Origin of the sequence: Photobacterium sp. GB-1 (genome assembly GCF_003026165.1) — a bacterium.
Taxonomy (GTDB): domain Bacteria; phylum Pseudomonadota; class Gammaproteobacteria; order Enterobacterales; family Vibrionaceae; genus Photobacterium.
Window position 1 is genome coordinate 290,771 of record NZ_PYOB01000003.1, and the last position, 19,556, is coordinate 310,326.

Sequence of the window (19,556 nt, forward strand, 5' to 3'; positions counted from 1 at the left end):
AAGGTATTGTTAATTAAATATTAACGATAAGTGTGTTTTAAGCCTTATAGGCGCTCTCATTCGTCATCACAATACTTATACAATAAAAAAACTTGTACAAGGTGATCTATTTGTCTACATTGATTGTACAACAAGAAATAACTGTACAACTTTGGAGGCGGGTATGGGTATCCCTGTAGGAATCAGTTCATGTGTATTAGGCGAGAAAGTACGCTTTGATGGCGGGCATAAACGTAATCGTTTTGTAGCAGAAGACTTAGCTGAATACTTCAGCTTTAGAGCGGTATGTCCTGAAATGGCTATTGGGATGTCTACGCCGCGTCCGGTGATTCGTTTACAAGATAATGGCATTGAAGTACGGCTTGTTGATAGTAAAGATAATGCTATTGATCACACTGATAAAATGAAGGCGTTCGCCGATGAAATTATACCTAGTTTTGAGTGGTTACGTGGCTATGTGGTGTGCGCTAAATCACCTTCTTGTGGTATGGAACGAGTTAAATTGTATTTAGAAAATGGTAACTCAGTACCAGGCGGATCTGTTGGTATCTATACCAAGCGTCTAATGGAAGCAATGCCATGGTTACCTATTGAAGAAGATGGCCGACTATGTGATCCAGTACTGCGAGAGAATTTTATCTTCCGTGTTTATGCACTTGATGATCTCTATCGTAGTGTTGACGGTGGTATTACTCGAGGAAAAATCATTAAGTTTCATTCTCGTTACAAACTTTGCTTAATGGCACATCATCAAGAGTCTTATCGTTCGCTTGGACGCTTAGTATCGAAAATTCATGAGTGGGATGATTTAATTGAGTTCTTCTTAACTTATCGTCAGCAATTTATGGACGCTCTGAAAAACCGTGCAAGCCGTAAAAATAACACCAACGTGTTAATGCATATTCAAGGTTACTTTAAACGTGATTTAGATAAGGATCAAAAAGCAGAGTTACGTGATGTAATTATGCGCTATCGTGAGGGAAATATTCCTTTAATTGCCCCGCTAACACTTATTAATCATCACTTAACAGTAAACCCTGATGAATATCTTGCAACGCAAGCATATTTATCTCCTTACCCTGAAAAACTAAAGCTTCGTTTCTCATTGTAATAATGAAATTAAGGGTAAATATAGTGAATCAATTCAACCCTAAAAAGTTGTTAAACAGTAAGTGGACTGCTGCAGTCCCTAAAAATAAAGAAAAACATTTTATTATTACTGAACTTGAAATTAACGAAGAAGGTAAAGTTCTGTATTGCACGATGGAAGCAATAATGTCTAAACGTGAATTTATGATCATTTGGCAAGATTTAAGAAATACTTCGTTATGGCATCAAGGGTGGAAATAATGCAAGTATTGTTATTAATAAAAAGATATAACCATTCATCATTGAATGATTACTTTTAATATTAACAAAAATTATTTTCACCTTAAGCATAAGAAGGTATTGTTGTTAAGTGTCACGGAGTATTTATGGCGATTATAGTAGGAATAAGTGGTTGCCTTTTAGGACAACAAGTACGTTTTGACGGTGGTCATAAGCGTTTCAAATTCGCAGACGAAGAGTTAAGTGATTATTTTGAGTTCAAGCCTATTTGTCCAGAGGTTGGCATAGGCATGACAATCCCACGTCCAGTTATTCGTTTATTGGATAACAGCATTGATATTCGTTTAGTTGATAGTAAAGATAATACACTTGATTATACTGACAAAATGAACGAATTTACTGATAATGTTTTACCTTCATTAGAAACATTGTGTGGTTACATTGTATGTGCCAAATCGCCTTCTTGCGGTATGGAGCGAGTTAAACTTTATCTTGATAATGGTCACTCAGTACCTGGCGGTTCTGTTGGTATTTATACTAAACGCCTTATGCAGAAAATGCCTTGGTTACCGATTGAAGAAGATGGTCGCTTATGTGATCCGGTATTAAGGGAGAACTTTGTTTTTCGGGTTTATGCACTTAATGATTTATATGAGAGTGTTAAAGGTGAGGACGGAATTACTAGTAATAAATTAATGAAATTCCATGCTCGTTATAAATTAGCGTTGATGGCAAGCCACCCAGCAACGTACCGTAAGCTTGGTCAGTTATTAGCTAAAAGTCATCAATGGAACGATATTAATGCGTTCTTTGTAGAGTATCGTCAATTATTAATGGACGGTTTAAAGCATCGTTCAAATTGCCAAACGAATACGAATGTACTGCTACATATTCAAGGTTACTTTAAACGTAATTTAGATAAACAACAAAAAGCAGAATTACGCGATGTTATTATGCGCTATCGTGAAGGTAACCTGCCATTAATCGCACCGTTAACACTCATCAATCATCATTTAGCATTAAACCCTAATGAGTATTTATCAAAACAAGCTTATTTAGCGCCTTATCCTGAAGCATTGAAGTTACGTTATTCATTATAAATACGTATTGTGGTTTTTAAGATGTAAACGCCATATGTTGAACTAAAATAACCATTAGGCTACATCAATAGATTATTAAATGTAGTCTGTATACTTATTATTCTTTTCAATTATTCAAGGTAGAAAAATGAAAGACGAAACGCTATCCATTCACAGTGGTTACGAAACCGATCCGACAACTAAATCAGTCGCAACACCAATTTATCAAACGGTAGCCTACGAGTTTGATGATGCACAGCACGGTGCTGATCTTTTTAATCTTGAAGTGCCGGGCAATATTTATACCCGTATCATGAACCCAACCAATGACGTATTAGAAAAACGCATGGCTGCGCTTGAAGGAGGTATTGCGGGTTTAGTGGTCAGTGCTGGAAGCGCGGCGATTAACTATGCGATTTTAACCCTAGCTCAAGCAGGGGATAATATTGTATCAACACCACAACTTTATGGCGGAACCTATACGCTATTTGCTCATATGTTACCAAGCCAAGGGATTGAAGTTCGGTTTGCAAAAGATGATAAACCAGAATCTATGGCTGCGTTAATCGATGAAAAGACCAAGGCGGTTTATTGTGAAAGTATTGGTAATCCTAGTGGTAACATCATTGATCTCGAAAGAGTATCTCAGTTAGCACATGATAAAGGCGTACCTGTTATCGTCGACAACACTGTTGCAACACCTGTGCTATGTAAACCGATTGAATTTGGCGCTGATATTGTTGTTCACTCATTGACTAAATATGTGGGCGGACATGGAACAACATTAGGTGGCGTCATTGTTGATTCAGGGAAATTTCCATGGGCACAGTACAAAGATAGATTCCCTGTATTTAGCCAACCAGAACCGTCTTATCATGGTGTTGTATATAATGAAGCGTTTGGTGAAGCGGCATTTATTGGTAGAGCGCGAACTGTGCCACTAAGAAATACAGGTGCTGCGCTGTCTCCGGTGAATGCGTTTATGCTGATGCAAGGTTTGGAAACCTTATCATTACGCATGGAGAGACATACTGAAAATGCACTTAAAGTTGCACAATATCTCGCTAACCATGAGCAAGTGAGTTGGGTTAACTATGCTGGTCTTCCTGATTCGGATTATTACGAGTTATCACAAAAATATACCAAGGGTAAACCCTCTGCCATATTGTCGTTCGGACTGAAAAATGGTTATGAAGCAGGTGTTCGTTTTTATGATGCACTCGGTTTGTTTAAACGGTTAGTGAATATTGGTGATGCTAAATCACTGGCTTGTCATCCTGCCTCAACCACACATCGACAAATGACACCAGAAGAGCAGAGTCAAGCTGGTGTTCATCCTGAAATGATCAGACTTTCTATCGGCATAGAACATATTGATGACATCATTGCTGATTTAGAACAAGCACTTAACGCATAGCGTTTTTCAATATGGCAATCATTATTTTGATTGCCACAATACTTAGCTTATTTCTAATTACTACTCACGACCTCTTTTTTTGATGTGATACAACTCTAACTTCAATCTTGTACAAGGTTAAATTATTGTACAAGTTGGAGGTTTAACACTATAGTTATACATGAAAGAGCAGTTGTACAAGTTTGTATTGTTATGTTCTTAAACTAATTATGAAATTACGAATGAAGGTAATAATTTGAACGTTGAAATTAAGTTGTATTCAATTAGTGAAGTATCTGAAGCTACGGGTGTTAACTCTGTAACCTTACGTGCTTGGCAACGCAGATATGGTTTATTAGTTCCTCAACGAACACCTAAAGGTCACCGTCTTTATACCGATAGCGATATTGCTAAAATTCATGAAATTTTAACTTGGTTAGCCAAAGGAGTATCAATTGGTAAGGTTAAACCTTTATTAGAAGGTACTGCTGAACATCATGAATTAAATGTTGAAAAAATAGAAATGGTTGACGAAACCATCTGTTTAATTGAGCAGGGTAAAGTACAACAAATAGAAAAACGCGTACGTGAAGCATTAAAACTTTATCCATTTAATGTTTTAGAAGAGCAATTTTTAAAGCCAATTGAGCAACATATAACACGCAGTGATAATCCATTAAAAACATTACAAAAAAGTGTGTGGAACTCAGCACTTACTCAATGTTTTATTACTGTATTAGCGAAAGTTAATTCAGATAAAAATCCCCCAAGTCTCGTGTTAAGTTTTTCATCTTCAGATAATCACTTTGTGTGGCAACAGGCCTTAAAATTAGCGTATGAAGGTTATTACGCGATTGTTTTATCTGATTTATTAGGAAAAGTAACAGGATTGTCAGCATTTTTAACAGAGCATGACATTAACCACGTCTATATCGTTGGAGAAAACAAACTTGATAATAAGCAGTTAGCTGATATTGAAATAATAGAAAAAGAAAGCAATGTTCAAGTTTCTTTCATTGGAAGCATAAAAATGATCCACAAGCAGTAGAAGTAAAAAGATCCACCAGCATTATTATTTTAATAAGCTAATAGGAGTGATGATGACAAATAAAACAGTAAAAGAGCAGCACGTTATTATTTGGTTTCGTTCAGATTTACGTGTTGTTGATAATACAGCATTAAATCATGCAATCGATAGTGGACTTCCTATTATCGCACTCTTTATTGCAACGCCTATGCAGTGGCACCAACATAATATGGCGGCAGTTCAAGTAGACTTTGTTCATCGTCGGTTACAAGTATTAAAGCAACAGTTGGCTAAACAAAATATTCCTTTGCAAGTTATTGAAGTTAATGACTTCTCAGAATCGGTTAAGGTTATTGAGCAAGTTTGTTTTGATTATAATGCTGTGCATGTTTTTGCGAATAAACAATATCCAATTAATGAGCATAAACGTGATATAGCTGTAGGGGAATTGCTTGCAAAAAATAGTATAAAATTCAGTATTTTTGATGATAATTATATTTTGCAGCCTGAAATGGTTTTGACCCGTGATGGGGAATTATTCAAAGTTTTCACCCCATTTAGAAATGCATGGATCAAGCGTTTCTTATTATCACCTAGTTACCCCGTAACAAATAAGGGTGACACTGTAACTAGTGACGTGGTGATTAAGTTATTGTCTGCCTGTCATCAAATCAAAGCTTTCAACTATCCCATTATCGATAGTGTGTTATGGCCAGTAGATGAAGAAACTATTGCACAAAGATTAGAAACGTTTTGTGAAACTAAAGCCGAATCATATCACCAAAACAGAGATTTTCCCGCGATTGATGGCACTAGTTGTTTATCCCCATATCTTGCTATTGGGGCGCTTTCAGCTAGGCAGTGTCTGCATCAGCTATTGCAGCACTTTCCAAATGCATTAGAAATTAATAAGGATGATGGCGCTTTTACATGGTTGAACGAGATTGTTTGGCGTGAGTTTTATGGTCATTTACTTCATCGCTACCCTGAATTAAGCCAACATCAGCCATTTCAAAAGTTTACTCAGTTTGTCAAATGGAAAGATGACGCAACATTACTTAAAGCATGGCAAGAAGGAAAAACGGGGTTTCCTATTGTCGATGCCGCTATGAGGCAATTACGTGCAACAGGTTGGATGCATAATCGTTTACGTATGATCACTGCAAGTTTTCTAACGAAAGACTTGTTATGTGATTGGCGTGTCGGTGAGCAGTGGTTTATGCAGCACCTCATTGATGGTGATTTCGCTTCCAATAACGGAGGTTGGCAATGGGCCGCATCAACAGGTACCGATGCACAACCTTATTTCAGAGTATTTAATCCAACACTACAAGGGCAACGATTTGATCCAAAAGGTGATTTCATCCGTACATGGGTTAAGGAATTAGAACATGTTCCGGATAAATACATACACACGCCGCATCAATGGGCGAGTGCAGAATCACTGAATTATCCATTGCCAATTGTCGATCATAAGGAAGCCCGTCTAGTCGCAATTGAGTCTTTTAAACAAGCAAAGGCTTATATGGATATTCATCAATAACACTGGTGGAGGAATAAATAATGGACGCAGTGATAAACCCTGCATTAATTAAGTTTTTTAATGTGTATGGACAACTAGGAAAGGACAACCTCTCTCAACTGTCTGACGTTTATCATCATTTAGTTATTTTTGAAGATCCTGCACATAAAATTGAAGGTTTTAGTGCTTTAGAAGCTTACTTTTTTAACCTTTATCAAAATATAAATAGCTGTCGATTTATTATTAATAGCTATGTAGAAGATGATCATGAAGCGTTTGTTCAATGGACAATGCACTTTTCACATCCTCGATTACAAAATGGCAAAGAACGTAGTTTAGAAGGCTGTACTCAGCTGAAATTTGAACAAGATAAAGTGATTTATCATCGTGATTATTTCGATATGGGGGAAATGATTTATGAAGGTCTACCCATGTTTGGACGCATTATTCGACACATTAAATCAAGGTTAGGGCAATGAATCAGGTATTGATCACAGGTGCTAGTTCAGGGATTGGCAAACAGCTTGCATGTGATTATGCAGATGACGGGTGGCGTGTTATTGCTTGCGGTCAAAATGCGCAGCGTTTAAATGAATTAGAAGAAGAACATCAAGCGATAAAAACATTACGTTTCGATGTAACAGATTTTGAAAGCACACTATCAGCGCTTACATCCTTAGAGACTCTACCAGAGTTAATTATTTTAAATGCCGGCACGTGTGAATACATTGATGAAGGAAAAATTGATACAGCATTAGTTAAACGCGTTTTTGATGTCAATGTTTACGGAGTTCTCCATTGCATAGAAGCCTTACAAGCGCGATTTAATGAAAAAACGCATTTAGTCATTATCAGTTCTTCTGCCAGTTTCGTTGCTTTACCACGTGCAGAAGCCTATGGCGCTTCTAAGGCTGCAATGAGTTATATCACTCAAGCACTTGCTGTTGATCTCGCTTATTTGAATATGAAAATTACGTTAGTGAATCCTGGTTTTGTAAAAACGCCATTAACAGATAAAAACGATTTTACGATGCCAATGTTAGTGTCACCCGAACATGCTTCAAAAAAAATAAGATCAGGTATTGCTGCAGGAAAAAAAGAAATTAGTTTTCCTGCCACCTTTACACTGTTTCTTAAAACTATTGCGCTTTTGCCAATTACATTTCGATTGGCAGTAATTAAACGAATGACGGGGAAATCATAATGAAAATAGCCATTATAGGTTCCGGTATTTCAGGCTTGACGTCCGCTTGGTATTTACATCAAGAACACGAAGTTACTGTTTACGAGGCAAACAGTTATGTCGGTGGGCATACTGCAACGGTAGATGTCACTGTAGATAGTGGTGATTATGCCATCGATACTGGGTTTATTGTTTTTAATGATCGTACTTATCCAAACTTTGAAAATTTGCTTGAACAACTTGAAATAACAGGTAAGCCAAGCGAAATGAGCTTTAGTGTTCACAATGAGCGTACGGGGCTTGAATATAATGGGCATACTATTTCATCACTGTTTGCCCAGAAACGTAATTTATTGAACCCGGCTTTTTATCGCTTTTTGTATGAGATCACCCAGTTTAATAAGCTTGCTAAAAAGGTTGTAGGTGATAGTGAGTTAATGAATCAAACGCTAGGTGATTTTTTAACTCAGCATCAGTTTAGTGATTACTTTGCTGAAAATTATATCTTACCGATGGGGGCTGCTATTTGGTCTTCAACGTTATCTGATATGAGACGTTTTCCCTTAGCTTTCTTTCTGCGTTTTTTCTTAAACCATGGTTTGTTAGACATAACTAATCGTCCACAGTGGCGTGTAATACCGGGTGGTTCTCGTGAATATGTTAGAAAAATGATGTCTTATATCGGAGATTGTATTCAACTAAATAGCCCTGTCTCTTCGGTGAAGCGTAGTAAAGGCAAGGTAATTGTTACGGTTAATACTAAGCAAGAAGAATTTGATCAAGTGATTTTCGCTTGTCATAGTGATCAAGCGTTAAAAATGCTGTCTGACGCAACATCAGAAGAAAACTACGTGTTATCAGATATTCATTATCAAGAAAACGAAGTGGTTCTTCATACCGATACTTCGTTATTACCAAAACGTCAGGCTGCATGGGCATCTTGGAATTATTCGTTACCTAAATCTCGTGATGCTCGAGAACGTAACTTAGCGTCACTGACTTATAACATGAATATACTTCAAGGCATTCTAGCTCCTGAAACATTTTGTGTAACCCTTAACCAAACTGAATCGATAGATAAAGACAAAATACTGCGCAAATTTGTTTATTCTCATCCTGTTTTCAATACGAAAAGTATTGCGGCTCAGCAGAAACGTCATTTAATAAATGGACAAAATCAAACATGGTTCTGTGGTGCGTATTGGTATAACGGTTTTCATGAAGACGGGGTACGTAGCGCGTTAGACGTTGTCGAAGCAATAAAAATGCAATCATTGACGCAATCAGAAGATGAAATGGTAACAGCGAAATCTCTGAATGTTTCTAATGAACCATCATATAACTGTGTCATACGAAGTTATTAGTATGGGGAAAGATAATCAGCTAAAAAGCGGCATCTTTCAGGGATGGGTTAGGCATCGACGTTTTACACCAGTGGATCATAGATTCACATATTCTATGTTTATGCCCCATATCCACTTAAATGAATTAGATCAGTTGGATAAACAAGTAAAAGGCTTTGGATTATCACTGTTTAATTTCGCTCGATTTCGACGTGATGATTACGTAAAAGGTGATCCTGATTTAGCACAAGCTGTAAAAGATAAGGTCTATGCGCTAACAGGTAAAATGATTGATGGCAATGTCACTATGCTATGTCACTTACGTTATTGCGGATTGTATTTCAGTCCTCTTAATTTGTATTACCTCCATGATGATGAAGGTCAATGGCAATATATGTTAGCTGAAGTCAGTAATACACCTTGGAACGAACGTCATTACTATGCGATACCGGCCCCGCAATATTGGCAGGGGCGTGAATATAGTCATGATAAGGCGTTTCATGTTTCACCTTTTAACCCTATACATCAACAGTATCATTGGCGATTAACAGAGCCTGATAGCAATTTGCTGGTTAACTTGGCTGTGAGTCGATACAAAGATTGCATCTCTCCGAGCAGGTATTCGGGTGATTCGAAAAATAGCCATCAAAAAGTATTTGATGCCACCATGCAGATGCGTAAGCAAAACTTCACATCTGCAATACTTATCAAGCAATTACTGCTTACACCGATTATGACAATAAAGGTTGTTATAGGTATTTATTGGCAAGCGCTTAAATTATTTATTAAAGGCGTACCAATTTATGATCACCCAAATAACACACCGTATGAAAAAGTAAATAAACACAAGATTAAACGAGGGAATGACAATGCTTAGAAGCGACGTACAACAATCATCATCAGTTAATGTATCAGCCTCTGATCATGCATCTCGGCATATTTTATTTAAAGTATTAAAACACCTTTCTAATGCGGGCTTAAGTGTATCTGATTCAACGGAAGGCACCGTCTTCTTTGGTGACAAACAAGCACCGCTACAAGCGAGTATTAATGTCCATAACCCGCTTTTTTATAAACGCTTACTGACGGATGGCAGTATTGGTGCAGGTGAAGCGTATATGGAAGGCTGGTGGGATTCACCAAACTTAACCAATGTAGTACGGGTTTTGGCTAAGAACCTGACAACGTTAGATAAGCTAGAAGCAAAAATGGGGTGGATGAGTCGAATCTCCGAACAGATTGGGCACTTGCTGCGTAAAAATACCATTAAGAATGCGCGCAAAAACATATCAGCACATTACGATCTTGGTAACGATCTTTATCGTCACTTTCTTGATCCTAATATGCTTTATTCTTCGGCTATTTACCTCAATAAAAATGACACGTTGGATCAAGCACAATGGAATAAGATGGATCGTTTGTGTCAGAAATTAAAATTGACTGAAGACGATCATTTACTAGAAATTGGTACTGGATGGGGCGGTATGGCGATTCATGCAGCGAAATACTACGGCTGCCGTGTTACCACTACTACGATCTCTGAGCAACAATATTTATGGGCAAAAGAGCGAGTTGAAAAAGAAGGTCTATCTAATCGTATCACCTTACTTATGGACGACTACCGCGATTTAACGGGGCAATACGATAAGTTAGTATCGGTTGAAATGATAGAAGCAGTCGGTAAGCAATACCTTAAAACCTATATTGAAAAGTGTCAGTCATTATTAAAACCAACTGGCTTAATGGCGATTCAAGCAATCACAATTGCCGATCAACGTTATGATAGTTACAGCCGCGGCGTTGATTTTATTCAAAAACACATATTCCCTGGCGGTTTCTTACCTTCAATTACCGTATTGCTTGAAAATCTAACACAGCACAGTGATTTCGTGATGCGAGATATTAAAGATATTGGCTTAGATTATGCGAAAACTCTTGAAGATTGGCACCAGCAATTTAATGAGAATGCCGTAGCATTAGAGAAATATGGCTACGACGAAAGGTTTATGAGGATGTGGCGTTTTTACTTTGCTTATTGCGAAGGTGGTTTCTTAGAGCGCACCATTAGTACTATTCAATTTGTCGCAAGTCGCCCGCAATGGAGAGAGTAAATCCATTGGCAAACAAACTAAAAGTACTATTGGCCGGTATGGTGTTTAACTTCTATTGGTTACTTGCTGTTTGGGGGCAATATCGTTTTAGTTACATCTTGGTTTTCATACTTATAGCCACATGGTTTATGGAATCTAAGGCGTGGCGTTTCTCTGTATTAGCATCGATACCCGGTATCGTGATCGATTCAATGCTCAGACATTGGCAGGTATTTGATTTTCCAATACCGAATCGAACACCACTTTTCTTTAATGTTGAGAGTATTGGTTTGATCCCAACATGGCTTATATTGCTTTGGTTGGGTTTCACAACCTTTGTTTGGGTTCTACGCACATCAATTAGTGGCTTTGCTACACATTGGTTGCTGGTGGCTGGCAGTCTGGGCGGTGCATTGAGTTATTGGTCTGGAATGAAATTAGGTGCGGTAATTTGGCAGCTAGAAACATTAGATACATTCTTTGTGCTGATAGTGATCTGGTTTGCGGTATCGGCGTATCTTTTATGGTTACTCCGTATTTTAAATAAAGATCCAAATAACTCGACAGCTTAGGAGCAATAAATGCGATCACTTATTATCTATTTTGGTGTATTGATGTGCTCCAATATTGCAATAGCAGAATCAGACAATAACAATAAACCGATAAAAAATAACGCATCTTCACAGCTGCAGACCCTGAGTGATAAATACCCATGGCATCAATGGAAAAAAGTGGGTCAAGCAACACTTGAATGGGGAATATGGGATATTTATAACTCAGAGCTTAAAACGCCAACAGGGCGTTACAAGGGTACTAAAGATGATTTAGCCTTAATTATTCGTTATTTACGTAATATAGATAAAGATGCGTTATTAGATGCGACTGAAGAGCAATGGCAACATTTAGGTTATAGCAGCCAACAAATAACACCGTGGCTAAAAACGTTATCAACCATATGGCCAGACGTTAAAAAGGGCGACAGATTAACCTTCATTCTCCGTAATGGTGAAGGGCAGTTTTATCAACAAGGTAAGCCACTAGGGAATGTTCTATCACCATCGTTATCACAAAGCTTTATTGCTATTTGGTTATCACCAAAGACATCGTATCCGGAATTACGTCAGCAGTTAATTGGAAAATAGCGAGCATAAATTCTCTTACTCTGCATGTTAATCATTCAAAGTGAGACTATGGAATAAGGTCATGGCATGAAAAAAATAACCTCAATATTATTAGCATTAATGTTGCTTTTAACAGGGTGTACAGCGTCTATTTCTGATTATAAATCTTCACAACCCAAGTTTGATTTATTTGGTTACTTTGCTGGTAAAACAACGGCATGGGGAATGCTGCAAGATTATAAAGGTAAACAAACACGCCGATTTACGGTTGATATAGTAGGTACAGTAAAAAAGGATACATTAACCCTTGTCGAAGACTTTGTATTTGATGATGGTGAAACCCAACAGCGTATTTGGACGATAAAAAAACAAGCAGATGGACGATATACCGGAACGGCGGGTGATGTTATTGGTGAAGCACAAGGAGTTGAGGTCGGTAATGCATTGCAATGGCAATATAACTTAGCGATTCCCGTAGATGATACAGTTTATAATATTACATTTAATGACTGGATGTATCGCCAAGATGAAAAGCACATGTTCAATGTTGCAACCATGACCAAATTTGGCTTTGAAGTAGGTAAAGTGACGTTGTTTTTCCAAAAAAGATGATTAATTTAAATATGTAATACCATATTTTCTCTATCTATTTATTACGCAATAATAAGCCAGTTTGATTGACTGGCTTTTTTGATCGAATTATCACGTCATAAAGATACTATGTTATACGGTTACTATTATAGTGAGCTTTGTTTCTAATTTTTAGTCAATGAGTTTATAAATCATGAATTATAAATAGTAATTTAAAAGACATAATCAAATAACGGATTTAGGAAAATAATAATGCTTAAAAAATGGAATGAAAAATGGTTCAAACGTTGGAGCATACGGCGTGAAAAAGGGCAGTTGCATTATGTTCTTTCTCAAACAGCAATTTATGTTTTTTTCTTAATAATTGGTTTGTTTTTACAAACGTTACTTTTTTCTAATCAATCTAAATGGGATGTGTTTTTACCGAATACAGCAAAATACGCACTGTTTTGGTTTGTCATGGGCTTAATAGTAAATTACTTTGGATGGATATTTGCTGAAATTCGATATCAAAATGTGATAAAGAAAAAGAAAGAAGAAAACGGTAACCATTAAATACGAGAGATCGTTCTCTTCTAGCACATCTTTAATCAAAAGATTAGAAGCCTACATCTAAACAGGCTTTGATTTAACTAAACTCGATGCTGGTTATCACCCAAAACCACGCGACATTGCAACGATACGTTTTAATACCCAACGGATAAGCAGAGGTGTGCGGTTATCTTTCTCATCGCGAGTATATTTAACGATTGCCAATGCCATATCGGGTTTCGCTGTTTTTCTTAGTACCTTATGAATGATCTTACGCATTGGTATTTTAGTATCAGTGATATTCGCTAAGTCACGAAACAAAGGTTCATAGCCATTTTTATATAAGAAATGTTCAATGTCTTTTGCTGGCAATACTGTCAAGCGTTCACGCTCGGGATCATCGCCAAGCATATTACGGACTTTCTCTGCATATTTCTTACCCGCTAGATCACCATCAGCCACTAAATGCCATTCAATACCGAGTATCTTTGCCAACTTGATCAATGGCTTTAATCCACTTTGCGCAAACTCAATAATTTGAATCCCTTCTGCGGCAAGGTTATAACCATTTAGGTGTGCCATTTCATTAAATAACCATACTTCCGTTTCCCCTTCAACTAACAGCCATACTCTTGCAAAGAAAGCACTCGGGCGATGCATGCGTACGTGAAAAGTGACTTTACGGGTATCATCTTTACTCAACTCCCCATTATCTACACCATATACTTCCGTTTTATATGGCTGACGTATCAACTTCTTGATCGCGGTTAACGGCGCAGAAGTTAAAAGCTCAGGGCTGTTGGTCGTTAAGATCTTTTGCATCGGCATATTTTGAATAAACGCCCATGCTTGATGGAGCATGATCGGATGCAAACGACCTTCTGGATCTTCTAAGATCATAATAGGTCGTGAAATGCGTTTTAACTCGACAGGACCCCTTGCACGAATATATTCATTCAATAACCCCATTAACAATAAACGCGCTTGCTTTGTCATGTGGGGCTGAATCAATTGATCAAACGGATTTGCATATAAACCATGTGTATTGGTTTGTTGTAATGAAGAGTAGTGTGGCGATAATGCTTTACTACGCTGGTGGGGCGCAAAGGCAAAGTAGTGATCAACTAATGATCGTAACGTAGTAATACTACTTTTAATTTCTGCTGTACTGACATGACCGGGCTGTGTCATTAACCGTCGACAGGTATTATCTAAACGTTTTTGTACGCGAAGCTCTTGCGGCGTTTGCGTTAATGGCTGCTCATTATTACCGTCATGACGTTCTTCGTGAAGACGTCTCGAATCACGAATACGAACAATAGGGTGAAGCACCATTAGCTGTCGAATCAACTTATCCGTATCAGGATGTGAAATGCCATGACCAGTTGAATGTAAAAATTGTCTATTAGTAATGATCTTATCGTTTTCAATATGGCTGTGAATTTGATAATAAAAATGCTTTATACCGTCTTTTTCTGAGAGAAAAGGCTGAAACCCACGGTAGCGACGGGCATTATGTTCACCTTTATAATCTTCATTCCAATGTAAAACAATCTGAATTTCTGTCGCTCGCTCATTACCTAACGCATGATCGATATGGAAATCGGAAAAGTTAAACTCGTAAAACTCAGCATCTGGAGACAATGCTAAACAAAGCGCATCGAGCAAAGAGGATTTACCCCACGCATTTTCACCAATTAGGACGGTTAACTCTTTAAAAGACAAGGATAAACGCTTAATACCACGGAAACCGGATATTTCAATTCTTTCTAAATGCATAAAACTCTACAAACCTCGTTTATTCCTGTATACGATATAGTAAATCAATCGTTGACTCGCAAGAACTGATCACATATTCATAGCATGATATGCTTTAAATAGTTATATGATTTCAAACAAATAATAATAGAAGGAAGAGTTAGATGGCTAAGATAATTCACTCAATGATCCGTGTGTTAGATCTTGACGCTTCATTAAAGTTTTACAAAGAAGCATTAGATTTAGAGATTGCTGAGCGTTTAGATTTTGAAGGGTTTAGTCTGGTTTACTTACGCAACAATGAAAATGATATGGAGCTTGAGCTGACTTGGAATGAGGGAACGGAAGAACCGTATACCCATGGTACGGGTTATGGTCATATTGCTGTCGCTGTGGATGATTTAGAAGCTGAACATGCAAAATTAACGGATTGTGGTTATGCGCCTTTAGAGATTAAAGAGTTTTTCCGTGAGGGGACGTTATTAGCGAAGTTTTTCTTTGTACAAGATCCGGATGGTTACAAAATTGAGTTTTTACAACGCCATGCTCGTTATCAGTAACATTTTAGCAAAGATGATTTAATGGATAGTAAGATGATAAATAGCAATTAGTCTTACTATTCATTAAATGATCATCATGAATCATGCTATATTGATATTTATCACAGTTATTTTGTCTTATAGTGAAATCGTTTAGGCTAAATAGGTGACTTAAACTAAACATATCTCTCATTCATATGAGTCCTTCAGGGAGAGACGTAATTTTTTATGACAAAGAATAATAAAAAAGCAAAGATTACATTTGCTCATATCAATGATACGCATTCAAATTTTGAACCATCATCTATATCACTGAATTTACCTGAACACGTTTTAGATACTGAATCCTCGGTTTATGCCAGTTGTGGTGGTTTTTCTCGTATTTCATCGGCAGTAAGTGAATTAAAAGCTGAAGCCTATTTGAATCAACGTGAATTCATGTTTTTACACGCAGGTGATTGTTTCCAAGGCACGTTATATTTCTCATTATATAAAGGTATGGCTAATGCTGTACTACTAAATGCGATTGGTGTTGAAGCGATGGCATTGGGAAATCATGAACTTGATATGGGTAACGACTGTGTCGCTGATTTTCTTGATCATACGCATTTCCCGTTACTGGCTGGTAATTGGGATCTGTCACAAGAAGTTCAAACCAAGTCTAATCCGCTGCGAGATAAAGCCAATGTTTACGGTTATGACAATAGCACTGCAACCGCTAAATATATTGTAAAAGATGTGCATGGTGAGCCTGTTGCGATTTTTGGTGTCGCGATCGAAAATATGGCCGGCATTGCGAACCCAGATCCCGATACTCACTTTATGAATGTCGAGACGGTTGCGCGTAATACTGTTCAGTATCTACATAAGCAGGGTATCAATAAGATTGTTGTGTTAAGCCATCTAGGCTATGACCACGATATTGAGCTTGCTCAAGCTGTTGATGGAATAGGCGTCATTATTGGTGGCCATACTCACACCATGCAAGGTGATTTCACCAACGTTGGTTACGGTAAAACTGATCAATACGCACACACTGTTAATAATACCTGTGTTGTACAAGCGGGTTGTAATGCATTGGCGGTAGGACATATAACATTAGAGTTTGCTGAAGACGGAACAATTGAGCAGGCGTTTGGTGCTAATCAACTATTATTAGGTCGTCAATTTACGGTAGATGCAAGCCGCACCGAGCATTTAGAAAGTGATGATCATGAAATCGTTCGTCATTTTTTAAGCCAGCAAGATAACATTCGTTTTGTAGTGAAAGATCCTATCATTGAAAATATACTCAATGAGCACTATCGCCCTGCGGTACGTGCACTGCAAACTGAAGAAATTGCTGTTATTAATGAGCCGCTTCGTCATATTCGTATTCCTGATCAACGAGGTCCAAGTCAAATTGCTCCTTGGGTGGTTGAAAGTTTCGTCTGGAAAGCCCGTGAGCTAGGTCATAACGTCGATTTTGGTATTCATAACGCTGGTGGCGTTAGGTGCTCATTAAATCCAGGTATTATTACACCAGCAGATATCGCAGGGAAATTACTACCTTTTGCTATTGGTATTATGATTTATAGCGTTAAAGGTAAACGTATTCGTCAAGCGCTTGAAGGAGCGATTGATAATGCGATTAGTAACGGTGTAGATGGGACTGGTGATGGAAGTTTTCCCTATGTAGCAGATCTTCGTTACACCTATCGTTGTTGTGCTGTGAAAGGTACACGCATTGAGTTATTAGAGCATTTACAAGACGGTAAGTGGATACCTGTTGAAGATGATAAAGTTTATAGTTCCGTTTCATCGGGCTATACCGCAACAGGTAAAGAAGGCTATGCGCCATTATTAGATTACGTTAAAGAGCCTATGCCGCTTAACGTTACAATGGCTGATGCTTTTGAAGCTTATGCAAAACAGAAAAAATACTTTGATGTACCAGTAGATAATAATACGGTTTATATTCCCTGTACTGGTAATCAAGATGTCGCCTAAATACTAGGTAAACTCATCGATAGAAACAAAGCTTAAGCCGACTAACAATTTACCGTTAGTCGGCTTTCTTTTTATCGACAAATGAATCTTGGTTTTCAAACTTAGTCTTGGCGATGAGTTTAAGAAGAACAGGTAATGTATAAGTCGGAATTTGAATCGCTGCCATCAGTGCTAAATATTCAAATCCTAAATAACTGCTTGCTATGGTGTAGGTAAGTAATACATTACGATTAGTTGCAGTAATGGCATACAGCGTTTTGGCTTGTTGATTTTTCTTATAATAGGTTAAGTAAGTGATACCGAAAAATAATCCGCAAAGTAAACAGCCTAGCAGTAAATAGCTCATCCCTTCGTGTAATGAACGTTCAAACATTTCCCTCAAAGGAGCGACAAGTCCAAGCGGAAAAGCAAAAATTAGCAGAACGGTTAACTTAGATATTCTGTGATGAATTTTCTGTAATAGTGTTGGGTTTATCATTTTGTAGCAAAGCGCAGAAATAGCCATTGGTCCAATAATGAATATCGTTAGTCGTTGTATATATTGGATAAAATCCAAAGTTACTGTGTCACTTTGAAGTAACGTAAGGTTAAAAAATAATATGATTGGCATCATTAATGTTGAGGCAATCGTTAATGCCATCGCATGCAATACATCAAAGCCTAAGGTTTTCGCTATGGCAGGGGTCGCAAATAATGTACCTGTCGCCGTTACCGCCGTTATAGCGATAAATAGTGGGGTTGAAATGTTAAAGATATATAGCAATACAGCGGCGAATAAAGTGAGCCCTAGGCTATGGAAAAGCGCATAAGACCAAACACTTTTAGATAACAACTTGCGGATAAGTAACTCTTGTTTAATTCCTAATAAAGTAAAAAGCATCAGGAAAAACAAGATATACGGTAAAGCAGGGAAGACAATACGACTAATACTTGGAAAGCTAAAACCGACGATACCTGCAGACATCAATAAAATAGCAGAATATTTATTAAGAAAAAAAAGCATAAGTTAAAAATCCTTTTGTTAACTTATTGTTATCATTGTTTTTGTTTAAATACAAAAAAAGATTCTATTTGAAACAAAAAACTAAACATTTAGTAATGTAATCGTTCTTAATAGTCTTTTGTGCTTTAGGGTAATAATCGTTAGTAATCAAGTGTTAACACATAAGAAAAACTAATGCTATGAAAGAAATATTGTCATTTATAGGTTATGTAAACAGACGATAAACTACTCGTGTTTATTGAATTTAATACCTTTTTCAGGGGCAATCATGGCACATACATTTGATGTGGACGCAGCTACAACGTTACATCTTCAGGATAAAAAAAGTTACGAAGTAACGATCAAAGGATTGATTGCACACCTATTTGATATTGTATTTAACCGATCAAAAAAGTCAGTCGCTTACAGTATTGAAGATATCCCAGTTCATTTACAGAAAGATATTGGCATCTATCGATAACATTTTGTATTGAGATTTTTAAAGTCGGCATGATTGCCGGCTTTTTTTTGCTTAAAATTCCGCTATAACCGCCTAAAAATAGTGGGTACTATTTGGCTTTAGTTAAAGTAAAATATTCATTGCTAAAAATAAAAATATTATTAAATGATTTAGTCGTAGGAGTATAAAAATGGGCTTTTTTTCAAAGCTATTTGGTTCTAAAAAATCAGAGGTTACCACTCAGGAAGTTGAGCCAACTCTTTATAATGGTTACTTAATTTATCCTGAGCCGAAGCAAGAAGGAGGGCAATTTAGAATCGCTGGAAGAATTTGTAAAGAGATCGACGGAGAATTAAATACACACCACTTTATTCGTTCAGATTTACTCAGCTCTCGTCATGATGCGGAAACATTTATGATTAAAAAAGCAGAAATGTTTATTAAACAAATGGGCGATAAAATGTTCAAATAAAAGCTGTAGTAATATTCAACAAATTTCATTGCAATTGTAATGGTATAAAAGTATCTTTTTAAACATTAAAAATGAATTTTACATTATATCATTATCCTATTGTGAATATTCATATGACAAAATTATCAGTTAAGCATATTTAAA

At 37.1% G+C, this 19,556-nt stretch carries 21 protein-coding genes; 19 read left to right on the forward strand and 2 right to left on the reverse strand.

Annotated elements, in window-relative coordinates:
- Window positions 1-163 precede the first annotated feature (163 nt).
- The 15 genes from C9J45_RS05655 to C9J45_RS05725 all read left to right on the forward strand — a co-directional run bounded on the left by C9J45_RS05655 (window position 164) and on the right by C9J45_RS05725 (window position 13,236).
- On the forward strand, window positions 164-1,111 hold the full coding sequence (locus tag C9J45_RS05655; RefSeq protein ID WP_105062262.1) for a DUF523 and DUF1722 domain-containing protein: 948 nt from the start codon (window positions 164-166) through the stop codon (window positions 1,109-1,111).
- Window positions 1,112-1,134: 23 nt separating this feature from the next.
- The gene (locus C9J45_RS05660; RefSeq protein ID WP_107260992.1) at window positions 1,135-1,350 is read left to right on the forward strand and encodes a TIGR02450 family Trp-rich protein; all 216 of its coding nucleotides are present in this window, start codon (window positions 1,135-1,137) and stop codon (window positions 1,348-1,350) included.
- Window positions 1,351-1,475: 125 nt separating this feature from the next.
- Complete coding sequence (locus tag C9J45_RS05665) at window positions 1,476-2,429, forward strand: DUF523 and DUF1722 domain-containing protein (RefSeq protein ID WP_107292272.1); 954 nt, start codon at window positions 1,476-1,478, stop codon at window positions 2,427-2,429.
- A gap of 127 nt (window positions 2,430-2,556) precedes the next feature.
- A complete protein-coding gene (locus C9J45_RS05670) occupies window positions 2,557-3,825 on the forward strand; it encodes an O-acetylhomoserine aminocarboxypropyltransferase/cysteine synthase family protein (RefSeq protein WP_107292273.1) in 1,269 nt (422 codons plus the stop codon).
- 235 nt (window positions 3,826-4,060) lie between these two features.
- A complete protein-coding gene (locus C9J45_RS05675) occupies window positions 4,061-4,852 on the forward strand; it encodes a MerR family transcriptional regulator (protein WP_107292274.1) in 792 nt (263 codons plus the stop codon).
- A 52-nt stretch (window positions 4,853-4,904) separates the two neighbouring features.
- Entirely contained in the window at window positions 4,905-6,374 is a 1,470-nt protein-coding gene (gene phrB / locus C9J45_RS05680) for a deoxyribodipyrimidine photo-lyase (RefSeq protein WP_107207182.1), read from the forward strand.
- Window positions 6,375-6,394: 20 nt separating this feature from the next.
- A complete protein-coding gene (locus C9J45_RS05685; protein WP_105062257.1) occupies window positions 6,395-6,832 on the forward strand; it encodes a nuclear transport factor 2 family protein in 438 nt (145 codons plus the stop codon).
- Entirely contained in the window at window positions 6,829-7,557 is a 729-nt protein-coding gene (locus C9J45_RS05690) for an SDR family NAD(P)-dependent oxidoreductase (RefSeq protein WP_105062256.1), read from the forward strand. The genes C9J45_RS05685 and C9J45_RS05690 overlap by 4 nt, the downstream gene beginning before the upstream one ends.
- Window positions 7,557-8,900 carry an NAD(P)/FAD-dependent oxidoreductase gene (locus C9J45_RS05695; protein ID WP_107291210.1) on the forward strand — a complete coding sequence of 448 codons (1,344 nt, stop codon included), beginning with the start codon at window positions 7,557-7,559 and terminating at the stop codon, window positions 8,898-8,900. The genes C9J45_RS05690 and C9J45_RS05695 overlap by 1 nt, the downstream gene beginning before the upstream one ends.
- Window position 8,901: 1 nt before the next feature.
- On the forward strand, window positions 8,902-9,756 hold the full coding sequence (locus C9J45_RS05700) for a DUF1365 domain-containing protein (RefSeq protein WP_107207179.1): 855 nt from the start codon (window positions 8,902-8,904) through the stop codon (window positions 9,754-9,756).
- The gene (locus C9J45_RS05705) at window positions 9,749-10,990 is read left to right on the forward strand and encodes a cyclopropane-fatty-acyl-phospholipid synthase family protein (protein ID WP_107292275.1); all 1,242 of its coding nucleotides are present in this window, start codon (window positions 9,749-9,751) and stop codon (window positions 10,988-10,990) included. The genes C9J45_RS05700 and C9J45_RS05705 overlap by 8 nt, the downstream gene beginning before the upstream one ends.
- A gap of 5 nt (window positions 10,991-10,995) precedes the next feature.
- Window positions 10,996-11,541: a DUF2878 domain-containing protein gene (locus C9J45_RS05710; RefSeq protein ID WP_233217637.1), complete on the forward strand. Its 546-nt coding sequence runs from the start codon at window positions 10,996-10,998 to the stop codon at window positions 11,539-11,541.
- A 9-nt stretch (window positions 11,542-11,550) separates the two neighbouring features.
- The gene (locus C9J45_RS05715; RefSeq protein WP_107292277.1) at window positions 11,551-12,111 is read left to right on the forward strand and encodes a chalcone isomerase family protein; all 561 of its coding nucleotides are present in this window, start codon (window positions 11,551-11,553) and stop codon (window positions 12,109-12,111) included.
- Window positions 12,112-12,177: 66 nt separating this feature from the next.
- A complete protein-coding gene (locus C9J45_RS05720) occupies window positions 12,178-12,702 on the forward strand; it encodes a DUF3833 domain-containing protein (RefSeq protein WP_107292278.1) in 525 nt (174 codons plus the stop codon).
- 231 nt (window positions 12,703-12,933) lie between these two features.
- On the forward strand, window positions 12,934-13,236 hold the full coding sequence (locus C9J45_RS05725; protein ID WP_107207174.1) for a hypothetical protein: 303 nt from the start codon (window positions 12,934-12,936) through the stop codon (window positions 13,234-13,236).
- 96 nt (window positions 13,237-13,332) lie between these two features.
- Here C9J45_RS05725 and C9J45_RS05730 read toward each other — a convergent pair whose 3' ends face one another.
- A complete protein-coding gene (locus C9J45_RS05730; protein ID WP_107207173.1) occupies window positions 13,333-14,991 on the reverse strand; it encodes a DUF2813 domain-containing protein in 1,659 nt (552 codons plus the stop codon).
- A gap of 143 nt (window positions 14,992-15,134) precedes the next feature.
- Here C9J45_RS05730 and C9J45_RS05735 point away from each other — a divergent pair, with 143 nt between their 5' ends.
- Together C9J45_RS05735 and C9J45_RS05740 are read left to right on the forward strand one after the other, a co-directional pair.
- Window positions 15,135-15,530, forward strand: a complete 396-nt coding sequence (locus C9J45_RS05735) for a VOC family protein (RefSeq protein ID WP_107207172.1) — start codon at window positions 15,135-15,137, stop codon at window positions 15,528-15,530.
- Window positions 15,531-15,737: 207 nt separating this feature from the next.
- Window positions 15,738-17,498: a bifunctional UDP-sugar hydrolase/5'-nucleotidase gene (locus C9J45_RS05740; protein WP_107207171.1), complete on the forward strand. Its 1,761-nt coding sequence runs from the start codon at window positions 15,738-15,740 to the stop codon at window positions 17,496-17,498.
- A 55-nt stretch (window positions 17,499-17,553) separates the two neighbouring features.
- Here C9J45_RS05740 and C9J45_RS05745 read toward each other — a convergent pair whose 3' ends face one another.
- Entirely contained in the window at window positions 17,554-18,501 is a 948-nt protein-coding gene (locus C9J45_RS05745; RefSeq protein ID WP_107292279.1) for a hypothetical protein, read from the reverse strand.
- A 268-nt stretch (window positions 18,502-18,769) separates the two neighbouring features.
- Here C9J45_RS05745 and C9J45_RS05750 point away from each other — a divergent pair, with 268 nt between their 5' ends.
- Window positions 18,770-18,961, forward strand: a complete 192-nt coding sequence (locus C9J45_RS05750; RefSeq protein WP_107207169.1) for a hypothetical protein — start codon at window positions 18,770-18,772, stop codon at window positions 18,959-18,961.
- A 169-nt stretch (window positions 18,962-19,130) separates the two neighbouring features.
- Window positions 19,131-19,412: an HlyU family transcriptional regulator gene (locus C9J45_RS05755; RefSeq protein ID WP_107207168.1), complete on the forward strand. Its 282-nt coding sequence runs from the start codon at window positions 19,131-19,133 to the stop codon at window positions 19,410-19,412.
- Window positions 19,413-19,556 lie beyond the last annotated feature (144 nt).